Origin of the sequence: Pseudomonas sp. 8AS (assembly GCF_902506505.1) — a bacterium.
Taxonomy (GTDB): domain Bacteria; phylum Pseudomonadota; class Gammaproteobacteria; order Pseudomonadales; family Pseudomonadaceae; genus Aquipseudomonas.
The window spans coordinates 1,907,296-1,921,279 of the sequence record NZ_LR733406.1 but is presented as its reverse complement, the minus strand read 5'-3'; the positions used below and the strand labels follow the sequence as shown (position 1 = coordinate 1,921,279).

General features: G+C 68.0%; 13 protein-coding genes. 2 read left to right on the top strand and 11 right to left on the bottom strand.

Annotated features, from left to right (window positions below; translation table 11 throughout):
• Positions 1-59: 59 nt before the first annotated feature.
• From GV001_RS08980 to GV001_RS08965, 4 genes are read right to left on the bottom strand one after another with little or no spacing between them, the layout of a single operon-like run.
• Entirely contained in the window at positions 60-1,259 is a 1,200-nt protein-coding gene (locus GV001_RS08980) for a winged helix-turn-helix domain-containing protein (protein WP_160079289.1), read from the bottom strand.
• Between the two features lie 54 nt (positions 1,260-1,313).
• Entirely contained in the window at positions 1,314-1,763 is a 450-nt protein-coding gene (locus GV001_RS08975; protein WP_160079288.1) for a DUF3291 domain-containing protein, read from the bottom strand.
• Positions 1,764-1,794: 31 nt separating this feature from the next.
• A complete protein-coding gene (locus GV001_RS08970) occupies positions 1,795-2,751 on the bottom strand; it encodes a DMT family transporter (RefSeq protein WP_160079287.1) in 957 nt (318 codons plus the stop codon).
• A 57-nt stretch (positions 2,752-2,808) separates the two neighbouring features.
• Positions 2,809-3,042, bottom strand: coding sequence for a DUF1127 domain-containing protein (locus tag GV001_RS08965; protein WP_160079286.1), 234 nt, complete (start codon positions 3,040-3,042; stop codon positions 2,809-2,811).
• A gap of 97 nt (positions 3,043-3,139) precedes the next feature.
• Between GV001_RS08965 and GV001_RS08960 the strand changes: the two genes are divergently transcribed.
• Positions 3,140-3,994: a LysR family transcriptional regulator gene (locus tag GV001_RS08960; RefSeq protein ID WP_160079285.1), complete on the top strand. Its 855-nt coding sequence runs from the start codon at positions 3,140-3,142 to the stop codon at positions 3,992-3,994.
• A 16-nt stretch (positions 3,995-4,010) separates the two neighbouring features.
• Here GV001_RS08960 and GV001_RS08955 read toward each other — a convergent pair whose 3' ends face one another.
• Positions 4,011-4,763 carry a sulfite exporter TauE/SafE family protein gene (locus GV001_RS08955; protein ID WP_160079284.1) on the bottom strand — a complete coding sequence of 251 codons (753 nt, stop codon included), beginning with the start codon at positions 4,761-4,763 and terminating at the stop codon, positions 4,011-4,013.
• Positions 4,764-4,864: 101 nt separating this feature from the next.
• Here GV001_RS08955 and GV001_RS08950 point away from each other — a divergent pair, with 101 nt between their 5' ends.
• Positions 4,865-5,824, top strand: coding sequence for a LysR family transcriptional regulator (locus GV001_RS08950; RefSeq protein WP_160079283.1), 960 nt, complete (start codon positions 4,865-4,867; stop codon positions 5,822-5,824).
• Positions 5,825-5,883: 59 nt separating this feature from the next.
• Here the strand turns inward: GV001_RS08950 and GV001_RS08945 are convergent, their stop codons facing one another.
• The 6 genes from GV001_RS08945 to GV001_RS08920 form a co-directional block, all read right to left on the bottom strand.
• Complete coding sequence (locus GV001_RS08945) at positions 5,884-6,459, bottom strand: elongation factor P (protein ID WP_160079282.1); 576 nt, start codon at positions 6,457-6,459, stop codon at positions 5,884-5,886.
• A gap of 34 nt (positions 6,460-6,493) precedes the next feature.
• Complete coding sequence (earP, locus tag GV001_RS08940; RefSeq protein ID WP_160079281.1) at positions 6,494-7,636, bottom strand: elongation factor P maturation arginine rhamnosyltransferase EarP; 1,143 nt, start codon at positions 7,634-7,636, stop codon at positions 6,494-6,496.
• A 64-nt stretch (positions 7,637-7,700) separates the two neighbouring features.
• Complete coding sequence (locus GV001_RS08935) at positions 7,701-10,076, bottom strand: PAS domain S-box protein (RefSeq protein ID WP_160079280.1); 2,376 nt, start codon at positions 10,074-10,076, stop codon at positions 7,701-7,703.
• 96 nt (positions 10,077-10,172) lie between these two features.
• Entirely contained in the window at positions 10,173-10,640 is a 468-nt protein-coding gene (locus GV001_RS20345) for a methyl-accepting chemotaxis protein (RefSeq protein WP_372238582.1), read from the bottom strand.
• 574 nt (positions 10,641-11,214) lie between these two features.
• Positions 11,215-12,483, bottom strand: a complete 1,269-nt coding sequence (locus GV001_RS08925) for an OprD family porin (protein WP_160079278.1) — start codon at positions 12,481-12,483, stop codon at positions 11,215-11,217.
• A gap of 119 nt (positions 12,484-12,602) precedes the next feature.
• Complete coding sequence (locus GV001_RS08920; RefSeq protein ID WP_160083258.1) at positions 12,603-13,829, bottom strand: benzoate/H(+) symporter BenE family transporter; 1,227 nt, start codon at positions 13,827-13,829, stop codon at positions 12,603-12,605.
• Positions 13,830-13,984: the final 155 nt, after the last annotated feature.

Genomic DNA, 13,984 nt, shown 5'->3' with positions numbered 1-13,984 from the left:
GTAGGGTGCGCTGTGCGCACCGGGGCACGCGTAGAACTCCTTGGTGCGCACGGCGCACCCTACAGAACGGCCCTCAGCCGCTCGGCCACCGGCGAGCGGCAATTCAAGGCCACCTCCGGCAAGCCCAGCCAGGCAGCCAGCGCCCGCAACTGCGCAGCCAGGGCCGCCAACGCCGCCTCGTCCAGCTCACCCTCCACATGCATGGCATGCACCGCCAGGCGCCCCTGCGCCCGCTCGCTGCGCAGGTCGAGCCGCGCCAGCAATCGTTCGTCATGCAGGAACGGCAGCACGTAGTAGCCGTACAGGCGCTTGTGCTGCGGGGTGTAGATTTCCAGGCGGTAGCGGAAGTCGAACAGCCGCTCGGTGCGTTCGCGCGCCCAGATCAGCGAGTCGAAGGGCGACAGCAGCGCGCTGGCCTTGATCCGCCGCGGCAGCTTTGGCTCGCCACGGCAGTAGGCCGGCTGGGTCCAGCCCTCGACCGCAACGCCCTGCAACTCGCCGGCTTCGACCAGCTCGGCGATGCGCGCCTTGGCGTCGGCGCTATCCAGCCGAAAGTAGTCGCGCAGGTCCTTCGCCGTCGCCACGCCCAGCGCGTCCGCCGAACGCAGCAGCAACTGGCGCTGCGCCTCGCCCTCATCCAGCTCGGGATGCTCGAACTGCGCCGCCGGGATCATCCGCTCCGGCAAATCGTACAGGCGCTCGAAGCCGCGCCGCCCGGCCACCGTCACCTCGCCAGCGGCGAACAGCCACTCCAGCGCATGCTTCTCCGCGCTCCAGTCCCACCAGGGCCCGGCCCGCTCGGTGCGGGTGCTCAGGCTGCCGGCACCCAGGGCGCCCTGCTCGCGCACACTGCGCAATACGCGGGCGATGACCTCGCGCTGCTGCCGGCCGAACTCGGCCAGTTGCCGGTAGATGCCCTGCCCGTTAGCAGCACGGCGCATGCGCCAGCGCAGCAACGGGTACAGCTGCAGCGGTAGCAGCGAGGCTTCATGCCCCCAGTACTCGAACAGCGCACGGCGCCGCGGCTGGCCCCAGGCCAGTTCGTCGAGCAGTTCGGGCCGGTACTGGCCGAGGCGCGAGAAACCCGGCAGGTAGTGCGAGCGCACCAGGGCATTGACCGAGTCGATCTGCAGCACGCCGAGACGCTCGATCTGCGCCAATAATTGGCGATGGCCGATGGCAGCGCGCGGCGTACGACCAAAGCCCTGGGCGGCCAGGGCCAGGCGACGGGCTTGCGACAAGGACAGGGAAAGGCTCATGGCGGCCTATGCTAGCCGCATTGGCCGGCAGCGCCAGCCCGCTCAGGTGCCGGGCTAGGCAACCGGGGCGGCAAAACGCTCGCGAAAGCTGAACGCCTGAGCCGTCGGCCCCGACCCACGCAGCAGACGCAGACGCTCGGCGGCCTCCTGCACATCCGGCAGATGCCCGGCCGGCACCCACCACAGCACCATGTGCGCCTCGCCCAGGCGGCTGAACCATTCGTTGCGCCGTTTGAGCATCTCGGTATGGGCGGATTTGTAGACGTAGTCGCCGAGCGACTCGACATCCTGCCAGAGCGACAGATTGACCAGCACCTGCTCGCCGAACGGACGAATCGCGGTGGCATCGCCGGCTTCGTCCTGCAGGCGCCAGACGAAGCCCGGCGAGCTCTCGGCCAGGGCATTGATACGCTCCAGATTGGCGACGAAGTCGGCCATGCCCGGCGATTCCAGGGGTTCCTTCATGCTGGCGATATTCAGTTGCGCCAGGTGGTAACGGGACATGCTCTCTCTCCTTGATTTCAAGCGACCACGATCAATCTGTTGTTCCTTCCTGCCTGGCCAGCCCTCGCCCGGCGAGCAGACGCTTGCGCACCCAGGCATGGTTGCTGACCAGCATGATGCCGGCCAGCACTAGCAGCGCGCCGATGACGAAGTTGCGGGTCAGCGGCTCATCGAGGATCAGCACGCCGAAGCTGACGCCGAACAGCGGGGTCATGAAGGAAAACACCGCCATGTTCGATGCCAGGTAGCGACGCAGCAGCCAGAACCAGGCCAGGTAGCTGAAGAAGGACACCACCACGCCCTGCAGCAGCACGCTGCCGATGCTGACCGGCGTCCAGCGGATCGGCCCCAGTTGCCCGATTGCCGCGGCATAGCCGAGCAGCAGCAGGAAGGCTACGGCCAACTGATAGAACAGGGTCAGGGTCGGCGGCGCCTCGGACAGCCGCGAGCCGCGCACCACCACGGTGGTCGCGCCCCAGGCCATGCCGGCCAGCAGGCCCAGGCCGTCGCCGAGCAGCAGGTTCCGGTCCATCCTGGCCCAGTCCAGTTCGCCGCCGAAGGCCAGGGCGATACCGCCGAAACACAAGGCAATGCCGCCCCACTGCAGGGGGCGCAGGCGCTCGCTGGGCAGCAGCAGGTGCAGGCCGAGGGCGGAAAAAATCGGTGCGGTATAGAGGAACACCGCCATGTGCGAGGCCGAGGTGTACTGCAGGCCGCGGGCGATGAAGAAGAACTCCAGGGCGAACAGGCCGCCGGCCAGCACCCCGGCGCGCCAGGTGCCGCGCAGCCAGCCCTGCCAGCCGCGCTGCCAGAACATCACACCGGCCACCAGCAGCGCAGCGATGCCCGAGCGCAGGGTCACCTGCAGCAAGGGCGCGATATCCGCCGCGGCCAGCTTGATCGCCACCTGCTGGATGCCCCAGATGGCGCACAGCAACAGCATCAGTTGGAACAAAAATGCATCGGCGCCCTGGCGCGTACTGCTCATGCCCGCGCTCCGGCCCAGATCGAAAACACCATTGCCACTCCTCGATAACACAACCATTCAACGCTTGAGCGGATCGTCCCAGAACGGCCGCTCGCTTTCCTGCAGCGCATCGGCACGGCTCAGGCCGATATCCTTGAGCGCAGACTCATCGAGCATGGCCAGCAGCCGGCGCTGCTCGGCCAGCTGCCACCAGCGCGCCACCTGGCGCCAGGCGGCCAGCAACAGCGCCAGCGGACGCACCCGCCCGGCACTGATCGATTGGACTACGGCATAACCTTTTTGACCTTTCATCTTGACGCCCTCCCTGTGGGGTTGGCGCCAGTCTCGCGCTGGGATTAAGATCAATCCAACGAATGTTTCTTATGCCAGACATCTGCGAGATTGATCAATGGTCAATTATCCGAGCATCGATACCGAACTGCTGCGCAGCTTCGTCGCCATCGCCGACCTGGGCGGCTTCACCCGCGCGGCCGAGGCGGTCAACCGCACCCAGTCGGCCATCAGCATGCAGATGAAGCGCCTGGAAGAGGATGTGCTGCAACGCCCGCTGTTCCAGCGCGACGGCCGCCAGGTGCGCCTCACCGCCGAAGGCCAGGTGCTGCTCGGCTATGCCCGGCGCATCCTCAAGCTGCACGGCGAGGTGTTCAACACCCTGCGCGAGCCGCACATGGTCGGCTCGGTGCGCATCGGCACGCCGGACGACTACGTGATGCGCTTCATGCCCGGTATCCTCGCCCGCTTCGCCCAGGCCTACCCGCTGGTGCAGGTGGAGCTGCACTGCGAACCGTCCTACCAGCTGCTGCAGCGCCAGGATCTGGACCTGACCATCGTCACCCGCGAGCCGGGCAAGGAAATCGGCCAGCTGCTGCGCCAGGAACGCTTCGTCTGGGCCGAGGCCATCGGCTTCAGCCCCCACGAACAGACGCCCATGCCACTGGCCATGTTCAACGCCGACTGCTTCTGCCGCGCCTGGGCCTGCAACGCCCTGGACGCCATGGAGCGCGAGTACCGCATCGCCTACACCAGCCCCAGCCTGTCGGCGATCTTCGCCGTGGTCAGCGCCGGCCTGGCGGTCACCGCCCAGCTGCAGAGCCTGATCACCCCGGACATGCGCATCATCGGCGAGACCGAGGGCCTGCCGACACTGCCGATGACCAGCATCGTGCTGCTGCGCAACCAGCACAGCCAGTCGCAGGTCACGGAAACCCTGGCCGAGCACATAGTCGAGGGTTTTCGTCTGTAAGCTCTGTGGGTCAGGTTCACTGCAGCAGCAGACCTGCCGAGCAGGCCAGCAGGAAGCCGCAGAACAGCAGGCGCAACAGCCTGTCCGGTACGGCATGGGCCATGCGCACGCCCCAGCTGATGCTCAGCAACCCACCACAGGACAGCGCCAGCCCCATGCCCCAATCGACCTGGCCGTGGGCGGCGAACGTGACCAGGGTCACCGCGGTACTCGGCAAGGCCATGGCCAGCGCCAGACCTTGCGCCAGCACCTGGCTCAAACCGAACACACTGGTCAGCACCGGCGTCGCCACCACCGCGCCGCCCACGCCGAACAGGCCGCCAGCCAGCCCGGCAACCGTACCCAGCAGCGCCAGCCGTCCCTTAGTGGGCGGGTGCGCCCCCTGCGCCAGCAGCAAGGGCCGGTACAGGCGCCAGCCGTTGTAGAGGATCAGCAGTAACAGGAAGCCGACAAACAGGTAGCGCATCAGGCTGTTGGAAAGGCTGGTGGCGACATTCGCCCCGATCAGCGCCCAGCAGAAGCCCGCCAGCGCCAGCACAGCCGCCCAGCGCCAGTTGAGGCGATTGCGCTGGTTGTAGCGCCACAACGCCAGCATCACGTTCGGCACCACCATGACCAGCGCCGTGCCCTGGGCCAGGTGCTGATCCAGGCCGAACAGCAGGCCCAGCATGGGAATCGCGACCAGGCCACCGCCGATGCCGAACAGCCCACCGATGGTGCCCAGGCACAGGCCCAGGCCGATATTGATCAGCACTTCACTCAACACCATGCGCCCTCCGCATTCAGAATGCGCCCATGCTAATCAGCGCTACTTGGATCGGAAACGCACAAAGATGCACAATGGCTGTGCCATAAACGCACAGGCATGCCATGAATCCGACCCAGCTCAGCGAGCAACTCGACCTCTTCCTCGCCGTGCTGGAAAGCGGCAGCTTCTCCGCGGCCGCGCGCCTGCACCAGCTGACGCCTTCGGCCGTGGCACGACGCATGGACAACCTGGAACAGGCGCTCGGAGTCAGCCTGTTCCTGCGCAACACCCACGCGGTACGGGCCACACAGGCGGGCGTCGCCTTCGCCGAACGCAGCCGACGCATTCTCGACGAACTGCGCCTGGCCCGTGCCGAGGCCGTCTCGCTGAGCAGTGCCCAGGAAGGCCTGATCCGCATCGACGCACCGAGCCCCTTCGGTCGCCGCCACCTGGCCCCGGCCATCGCCGACTTCCTCGCGCTGAACCCCGGCCTGGATGTGCAACTGCGCCTGATCGACAGCTTCATCGACCTGGACGGCGAGCACCTGGGCGAGGTCGATGTGGTGATCCGCATCGGCCCGCTCGGCGACAGCCGCCTGGTCGCCACGCCGCTGGCCTCGATGATGCGCATCGCCTGCGCCAGCCCGGCCTATCTGCGCCGACGCGGCACACCGCTGAGCCCGCAGGAGCTGGCTAGCCACGACGGCCTCGACTGGGACACCCTGGCGCCGCCCTACGCCTGGCGCTTTGCCCACCAGGGCAAGCTGCAGCTATGCCGCCCCGGCCGCCTGCGCATGACCAGCAACAACTGCGAAACCCTGATCCACGGGGTGTGCAACGGCCTGGGCATCGCCCACCTGCCAACCTGGCTGGCCAGCGAGTACCTGCTGCGCGGCGAGTTGCAGCCGCTGTTCTGCAACAACGGCCTGCCGCCCCCCGAACCCAGCAGCATCTACGCCCTGCGCCTGGAGCGCGAAACCAGCCCGCGCGTACGCCTGCTGCTGGCCTTCCTCAGCGAACGCTTCGGCCACCCGCCGCCCTGGGACCAGGCCCTGCACAGTCGCCTGCCGATTGGCAGCTGAAATGAAAAAGCCCGGCACAATGGCCGGGCTCTTTGTCACACGCGGTACAGGCGGAAGGCTTAGGCCTGCGGCGCCTGGGTGCGGCCCTTGTAGGAACCGTCGCGGGTGTCGATCTCGATCCAGTCGTCGATGTTGCAGAAGTCTGCAACCTTGACTTCGGTACCGTTGCTCAGCTTGGCCGGCTTCATGACTTTGCCGGAGGTGTCGCCACGGGCGGAGCCTTCGGTGTAGGCGATCTGGCGCACGATGGTGGTCGGCAGGTCGACGGAGATCACCTTGCCTTCGAAGAACACGGCTTCGCAGACGTCGGTCATGCCTTCTTCGATGAACGGCAGAACGCTTTCCAGGTCTTCTTCGCGCAGTTCGTAGGAGTTGAACTCCGGGTCCATGAACACGTAGTCGGTGCCGCTGATGTAGGACAGGGTCACTTCCTTGCGCTCAAGGATAACCGGCTCCATCTTGTCGTCGGCCTTGTAAACGGTCTCGGTCTTGGAGCCGTTGATCAGGTTCTTCAGCTTCATTTTGACGATGGCGCTGTTACGACCGGACTTGGTGAACTCGGCTTTCTGGATCAGCCAAGGTTGACCGTCGATCAGGGCCACACTGTTGGGTTTCATTTCTTGTGCGGTTTTCATACGAATATCCGGATTTTGATGGAGGTACGAATTTCTAAGCCGCGCATGATAGCCAATTTCGGTAAAACTCTGCCAGCGCCGCGGCAAGATCAGGACGAGAGGCTTGCTGCGCGGCCCAGCGCTCGGCCTGTTCGGCCACTTCTGGCCAGACCTGTTCCAGCGCCAGCCAGCTCTCGCCCATGCCCTGCCCGGCGTTCCACGCCCGCCACAAGCCGGCCACGGCGCTCGCCGCGGTCGGCGACAGCTCGGCCAGGTACAGCGCCAGGAAGGCTTCGAGCTTGTCCCAATGCGCCTGCTCGTCCTGCTCGTAGATGTGCCAGAGCAGCGGCCGCGCGGCCCACTGGGCACGCACGAAGGAATCCTCGCCGCGCACCGCGTTGAAGTCGCAGGCCCACAGCAGCAGGTCGTAATCCTCCTGGCGGAGGAACGGCAGCAGGTGGATGCGCAGGTTGCCGCGCTGCCAGGCGTGGCCGGGGCGCAGCTCGCCCTCGCCCAGCCAGCGCTGCAGATCGCCGAGGATGCGCCCTTGCGGCACCAGCAACTGGGTCGGCCGGGGCCCGGCGGCCAGCACGTCCAGCCATTCGCCCAGACCCGGATTCTCGTAGGCGAACAGCGAGATCAGCCGGGCCCCGGGCAGCGGTGGCACGCCCAGGCCGGCGAGAAAGGCCTGGCGCGCCTGCGCATCGGCCTGGAAGGCCTGGCGCCGGGCGAGCAGATCGCCTTCGCGCAGCAGCCCGCCGGTGTCGGCGCGAAAGCCAGGAAAGAAGAAGAACTTCTGCAGGCCGCCCGGCTGCGGTGACGGCAGGCCGTGGCAGCCGCCGACCCAGTCCTCGGCGCTCAGGTATTCCAGGTTCAGCCACAGCGGTTGGCGCGGGCGCGCCGCCATCGCCGCGGCAAAGGCCGCCGGCAGATGGCAGGCGAAGGCCTCGATCACCACGTCGGCGGGTTCCACCGCCGTCCAGTCGGCCGGCCAGTGGCAGACGGTGACGCCCGCGATGGACTGCTGCGCCGCCGCCAGATCGGCCTGCGGGCACAGGCGCTGCAGCGCCGCCAGGTCGTCGACCCACAGGCGCACGGTCGCGCCCTGCTCGGCCACCAGCTGGCGCGCCAGGCGCCAGGTCACCCCGATATCGCCGTAGTTGTCCACCACGGTGCAGAAAATGTCCCAGCGCGCCATCGGTCATCCCCAGCCAACAATCGGCGCACCTTAAGCCCTTGGCCCGCCCAGGGAAAGCCCCTGCTCAGGGCGCCAGGACAAAGCAACTGCGCCCCGCCTGCTTGGCCTGGTACAGGGCCTGGTCAGCCTTCTCCAGCAAGGACTGCACACAGGGCGTCTGCCCGTCGAGCATGGCCACGCCGATGCTGGTGGAAACCTGCAGCTGGTGCTGGCGGATGTGCAGCGGCTCGGCCATGGCATCGATGATCTTGGCCGCCACCTCGCAGGCATGCCCGACCGATGGCAGGTGCTGCAGCAGGATGACGAACTCGTCGCCGCCCAGGCGCGCCACCGCGTCGCTGGCGCGCACATGGCGCTCCAGGCGTGCGGCGAAGACCTGCAGCACCTCGTCGCCCACGGCATGGCCCAGGCTGTCGTTGATCTCCTTGAAGTGGTCGATGTCCAGGTACAGCAAGGCCAGGCCAAGGCTGCCGGGGCCGTGCTCGGCGAACGCGTGCTCCAGCGCCTCCATCAGGGCCGGCCGATTGAGCAGCCCGGTCAGGCTGTCGCGCAGGGCGCGCAGGCGGAATTGCTGCTCCAGCGCCCAGCGCTCGGTGATGTCCCAGAGAATCAGGTAGAAGCCGCGCACCTCGCCGCCGACATCCCGCTCCGGCACGTAGCGCGCCTCCAGGTAGCGCTCGTTGTCCTGCACCTTGAGCGCCCGCTCGAAGGAGGTCTGCTGGCCCGCCAGGGCCCGCTGCACATGGGGCTGGATGAAGCCGTACTCCTGGGCCCCGAGCAGTTCGAGCAGGGTATGCCCGAGGCACTGCGCCTCGATCTTGCCGAAGGTCTGCAGGAACGGCTTGTTGCAGTAGCGCAGCACCTCCCGCGTGTCGATGAAGGCCACCACGGCCGGAATCGCATCGGTGACCGAGCGCAGCAGCTGCTGGTTGAGCAGCACCTCCTGCTCGGTGCGCTTGCGCTCGGTCACGTCGCGCATGAAGGCGCTGAACTCGCGCTGCGCACCGCTGCCACTGGTGCTGATGGTGATTTCCACGATCAGCTCGCTGCCATCCTTGCGCAGGGCCGGCAACTCGACGCGCTGGTTGATCACCGGGCCCTGGCCGCTCTCGAGAAAGCGCGCCATACCCTGGTGATGCGCGTCACGCAGGCGCTCGGGGATGATTAGCGAGGTCAGCGGGCGGCCGATCACCTCGCCGCGCGTCCAGCCGAATATCCGGCTCGCCTCGGAGTTCCAGTCGCACACCACGCCCTGCGGGTCGATGCAGACGAAGGCCTCGTGGGAGCTCTCGATGATGCGCTGGGTGCGCTCCATGTTGGCGCGCAGCACCGCTTCGGAGGCCATGCGCTTGGCCACTTCCTCGGTGCGTTCGGCCAGCAGGCGCTGGTTGTTCTCGAAATCGACCTGGTGGCCCAGCTCCGAGCCGAGCAGGCCGGCCATCAACTGCAGGGTCTGCACATCGCTGGCGCTGAAGGCATTGGCCTGCTGCGCCATGATCTTCAGCACGCCCACCGCCTTGCCGGCCAGCAGCAGGGGCGCCACCACCATCGAGGCCACGCCGATCCGGCGGCAGGCGTCGCGGTCGACCCGCGGATCGTCCTCGGTATCCGGTGACATCAGTACCGAGGCCGAACGCACGCACAGCCCGGACAGGCTGTTGCCCAGCGCCAGGCGCAGGCCGACGAAAGGCGCCACGCTGCCACAGGCCGCGCGATAGACCATCTCCTCGCCCTCGACCAGCTCCACCACGACGCCCGAGGCCGGGGTCAGCGCCTGCATCTGCTGCACCATCAGCTCGAGGAACGGATCGAGGTCCAGCTCGGCCTGGGCCAGGCGGGTCTGGGTGGCGATGATCCGCGCCAGGTTGTCGCTGTGCGACTGCAACTGGCGCAGCAGGTACTCGCCCTTCTGCACCTCGGCCAGCAGGTGGGTGTTGACCCGCTCGATCAGCTGGGTGCGCTCATGCACCTGTTCCTGCAGGTGCTCCTGGATCTGGACCAGAGCCTCGGCGGCGCGCTTCTGGTCGTCGATGTCGGTACAGGTGCCCAGCCACTTGACGATCTGCCCGCCGGCCCCGCGCAGGGGCTCGGCACGCCCCAGGTGCCAGCGGTAGGTCTGGTCGGCGGGGCGCAGGAAGCGGTACTCCATGGCATAGGCCTCGCCACTGGCCAGGGCCTGCCGCCAGCGCGCCAGGGTGGGCTGCAGATCGTCCGGGTGGAGCATCTCCTGCCAGCCGGTTTCGCTCGGCGTGGCGGGCCTGGAGCCGATGTAGTCCCACCAGCGCCGGTTGAAATAGTCGACCACGCCATCGGCCCGGGCGGTCCACACGATCAGCGGCAGGCCATCGGCCATCTGGCGAAACCAGCGTTCGCCATCGACGTCATGCAGGGCCCGGGCGAAATCGGTGGCCAGGGTGGTATCGAAGTCAGCTTCGCTCATCGCGCATCCGCCGGGGCTGGATCAAGGCAGGGACTGGTGTTGGCTCTCCCTAACAGTAGTCCAGCATCCCCGGCCCGGCGCGGCGCCCTGCCCCGTTCAGCCGGGAGCGTCGGCCGCCGCGCACAGCGCCTGCAGGTGCAGGGTGCGTTCGCGCTGGCCGGCCAGCTGGGCGACGATGCGCAGCACGATCTCCTGGCGCGCCTGGGCCCCGGCGCGCATCTCGGCCATGGCCTGCAGGGCCGCGCCGGTGGTGCCCAGGCCGTTGCGGGTGGAGTCGGCGGCCTGCTGCATGCCGAGCCGCGCCTCGTCGGCCGAACGCTGCAGGCTGCCGGCGATCTGGCGGATCTGCTCGCTGGAGTCGTTGGCGCGGGTGGCCAGGTGGCGCACCTCGTCGGCGACCACGGCAAAGCCGCGGCCCTGCTCGCCGGCCCGCGCCGCCTCGATGGCCGCATTGAGCGCCAGCAGGTTGGTCTGCCGGGCGATGTCCTGGATGCCGCCGACCAGCGCGGCGATGCGCGTGGACTGCGCGCCCAGCTCGTTGAACAGCTGCTCCACCTCGCCCATGTAGCCGCTGAGCTGCTCGATGGCGGCCGCCGCGTCCTGGATGCTGGTCGCGCTGGCCTGCACCTTCTCGCCGCCGGCGCGGGCCAGTTCGGTGGCGTACTGCATGTCCGCCTCGCTGCGCTGGATGCTGTCGAGCAACTCGCCCAGCGGCCGGCCCAGATCCGGCAGCAGCGGCGCAGCCGGCGGCGGCTCGGCGCTGGGCGCAGCCGGCGCGGGAACCGGCACCTCGACATAGAAGGTCTGCGGCGCGGGCAACGGCGGTCGCCGGGCATAGGCGATGGCCGCCAGCAGGCCGCAGAGCAGCGCGGCGCCGAGCGCCCAGAAGGCGAAAACGCCCGGCCACAGGGTGCCCAGCGCGCACAGCGCGGCCAGGCCCTGCCACCAGGGCCCGTGGGAATAACGCAACATAATCACTCCTTGAATTGAACGGCGATGAGCCCATTGCATGTTGCAAGGGCAACCAGGCGTAGGTTGGGTTGAGGAGCAACGCGACGAAGCCCAACGAGCCAGCCCGTTGGGCTTCGCTGCGCTCAACGCCAACCTACGAGTAGGGTGCGCAAAGCCGACCAGCCGCTTACAGCAGGTTCCAGGTGTAGTTGAAGATCAGCCGGTTCTCGTCGATGTCGCTGCGGTAGTTGGAGCGCGCGGTGACGTTGCGCACGCGCACGCCGAGGTTCTTTAGCGGGCCGCTCTGCACCACGTAGCCGATATCCAGGTCGCGCTCGAAGTCCTCGCCCTCGAAGCCGCGGCCGGTGTCGACGTTGTCGCCCTCGATGTAGCGCACCCCGGCGATCAGCCCCGGCACGCCCAGGGCGCTGAAGTCGTAGTCGTAGCGCACCTGCCAGGAACGCTCGTCGGCCGAGGCGAACTCGTAGGTCGGCACCTCGTTGCCCAGCGGCGCGATGTTGGCGAACACCCGCGGGAAGGCGCTGTCGCCGTACATGGCCTGGTAGCCGAGGTAGAAGGTGTGGCCGCCGTGCTTGGCCGACAGCAGGGAAAAGAACGCCTGGTTGTCGATGTCGCCGAGCAGGCGGTCGCCGTCTTCCTGGGCGTCGTAGTAGCCGAGGTTGGCGCCGAGGGTCCAGGCGCCCAGCGGCTGGCTGTGCTTGAGGCCGAGGAAGCGCTGGTTGTAGATGTCCTCCAGCTGGCCGTACCAGGCGCTGGCGGTGCTGCGCGCAGCATTGAAGGCGTAGTCGCCGCCGGCATAGTTGAAGGCATCGCTGACCGCGCCGCGCTGCGGCAGGTGGCCGAGCATGGCGATCATCTGGTCGTCGCCAGCCTCGTTGCGCAGGCTGGTGGAGTTGAGGTGGCCGGCCTGCAGGGTCAGCCCGGCGATCTCGCTGGAGGTGAGGTTCACGCCCTGGTAGCTCGGCGGCAGCAGGCGGATATCGGAGAACGCCAGCACCGGCAGGTTCGGCTGCAGCTCGCCGACCTTCAGCTCGGTCTTGGACAGGCGCATCTTGCCGGTCACGCCCAGGCGGCTGTATTCGTCGGCCGCCTCGCCGTCGTCCTGCACCGGCAGCAGGCCGCTGTTGACCCGCCCGCGGCCGCTGTCGAGCTTGATGCCGAGCAGGCCGATGGCGTCCACGCCGAAGCCCACCGGCCCTTCCGTATAGCCGGACTTGAAGTTGAGGATGAAGCCCTGGGCCCACTCCTCTGCCTTGGACTGCTGGTTCGGCCCGACTATGTCGGAGAAGTCGCGGCTGAAGTAGTAGTTGCGCGCGTTCAGGGTCGCGCTGCTGCCGTCGATGAAGCCGCCTTCTGCGGCGCTGGCCAGGCCGGGAATCGCGGCGGCAATGGCCGTGCACAGAAGGCTGGAGTGGCGTTTGTGGTGGTTGTTCATGCAAGTACTCTTATTGTTATTACCAGGTTGCAGAAACCCGCCCCGGCCCCTGACGGGACCCGGCATCGCAAGATCGGGCGGGATGGAGCGCCGCCTGCGCACCCGCGCAGGCGGCCGATTCAGGGCTGGCGGGCCGGCGCGGCGGGCTCGGCCAGTGGCGTGGCGGCGGCCGCTGCCGGGCGTGTGCGCCAGCTCAGCAGCAGGTGCGCGGCGATGCCGAACAGCAGACCCCAGAAGGCCGCGGACAGGCCGAGGAAACTCATGCCCGAGGCGCTGACTAAAAAGGTGATCAGGGCCGCCTCGCGGTCATCCGGCTGGCCCATGGCACCTGCCAGTGCCGCACCGATCGCGCCGAAGAGCGCGAGGCCCGCCAGGGCGGCGATCAGCGCCTGGGGAAAGGCGGCGAACAGCGACACCAGGGTGGCGCCAAACAAACCGAACAGCAGGTAGACCGCGCCGCCGACCACCGCCGAGACATAGCGTTTGTCCGCCTGTTCATGGGCCTCGCGGCTGGTGCAGATGGCCGCGGTGATCGCCGCCAGGTTCAGCCCGTGGCAGGCGAACGGCGCCAGCAGCAGGCTGCCCAGGGCGCTGCCGGTGATGATCGGGCTGGCCGGGGTTTGGTAGCCGGCGGCGCGCAGCACCGCCATGCCCGGCACGAACTGCCCGGTGAGCGCCACCAGCACCAGCGGCAAGGCGATGTTGAGGGTCGCCGCCAGGCTGAACTCGGGGCTGATCCACAGCGGCGTGGCCAGCTCGAACACCAGCGCCTCCTGGCGCAGCTGGCCGCCGGCCAGGGCGATCAGGGTGCCGACCAGCAGCACCGCCATCACCGCATAGCGCGGCGCCAGGCGCCTGACCAGCAGGTAGGTGGCGAACATCGCCAGCACCAGGGCCGGCTGCTCGTCGATGGAGAGGAACAGCCGGGCGCCGAAGCTGAACAGGATGCCGGCGAGCATGGCCGCGGCAATCGCCCCCGGCAGCCGGCCGATGATGCGGTCGAAGGTGCCGGACAGGCCGACCAAGAGGATCAGCAGGTTGGCCACGATGTAGGCGCCGACCGCCTCGTTCAGGCTAACCTGCGGCAGCAGCGACACCAGCAGCGCCGAGCCCGGCGCCGACCAGGCGATGACGATGGGTACCCGGTAGCGCAGGCTCAAGGCGATGCCGAGCACGGCGCTGCCGATGGAGATGGCCCACACCCAGGAGGCCACTACGGCATGGGACAGGCCGGCGCTGTCGGCGGCCTGGAAGATGATCACCAGCGGCCCCGCGTAGGAGATGACCGTGGCGATGAAGCCGGCGACCAGCGCCGACAGGGAGAAATCGCGGAACAAGGCGTGCATGGGGCCTCGCAAGGTAGGCATGGCGTTCCTTGGGAAACGCTCTTGTTGTTTGTGGGACCCGTGCGCACGCACGGGGTCCACGTCGTAGGGTGCGCCGCGCGCACCATGGCAACGACACGCGGCATCATTGGTGCGCACAGCGCACCCTACGTTCC